Here is a 994-nt window from a genome sequence, read left to right as displayed (position 1 = left end):
GGTGGAGCCGGAGGCGTAGGTGCGGGGCGGGGTCGCGGTACCGGATGAACCACCATCGCGGTGGGCTCTCCCACACGTTGAGCAGCGCGGACAGATGGCGCGTGAGGATCGTGTCGACGACGTCCGGATGGCAGTAGAGCTTCGCGAACAGCACCATCGACCCCGGCAGGATCCCGGATGCCGCGTCGACCACAGCCGTCGGACCGGGCGTCGTCACGACGGCCGGCGCGGGACGCGGGGCTACAGTGGCCGCAACCGGGACAACGATCTCGTGGGCCCGGCCGTCGGCCCAGCCATAGTCAGCCGGGCCTGGCGCCTCGGACAGGGTCACACCGGCGCCTTCGCGGTCGAGTTCGGCACGCAGCAGATCGCGATCCATCCGCTCGTCAAGGTCCAGCCGTAGCCGTACGTCCGCCCGACCGGTACTCATCCAACGAGGCAGTCCTGACCGCTCCCGTAGCCGCGCGAGCGCGTCGGCCCACTCCTGGTCTGTCGCCCGCCGGCCCGGAAAATCGGACGGATCGATACGCCATCGGGCCGGCGCCAGAACCGTGCGGCCATGACGAACCCTCGGCAGGAACGGCAGACAGCCTGCCACGCCCCACGAGAACGGGGTTACAGCGCCAGCGCCGACACGGGGCAGTTCATGCAGCAGCCGCGCAAGCGGCGGGAAGGTCTGCCGGGCGGCTGCATGCGTCAACAATGGCTCGACGACGACCCGTCGGGACAGGGAAACCAGGTAGAACCGTTCGTCATCCGCCGTGACCGCCAGATCCGTCCACCGCAGCCCGCCGCGCTGGCCGTCGCGGTGCTCAGCGAGGGAGACCCAGTCCGCCAGGACCTGCGGTGTGCGGGTGACGTTCTCCAGCCGGGCATGCGCCGGCGGGAACGACAACTGGGCCGCCACCGCGCCCTGCACCATCGGCGGTAACCGACGGAAGACCCCGACCATCCTGTGCCGGTCAGCATCGGGGAGCAGGTCCAGGAATCGGCC

At 70.3% G+C, this 994-nt stretch carries 1 protein-coding gene; it reads right to left on the bottom strand.

What is annotated here, in order from left to right; translation table 11 throughout:
* Nucleotides 1-994, bottom strand: a 994-nt coding sequence (locus MJ783_RS23280; protein WP_239314032.1) for a thiopeptide-type bacteriocin biosynthesis protein, incomplete at both ends; no start/stop codon positions are given.

The organism is Protofrankia sp. Cj3, assembly GCF_917627355.1.
Classification (GTDB): Bacteria; Actinomycetota; Actinomycetes; order Frankiales; family Frankiaceae; genus Protofrankia.
The sequence above is the reverse complement of the archived record's forward strand: the minus strand, read 5'-3'. Positions and strand labels throughout refer to the sequence as shown.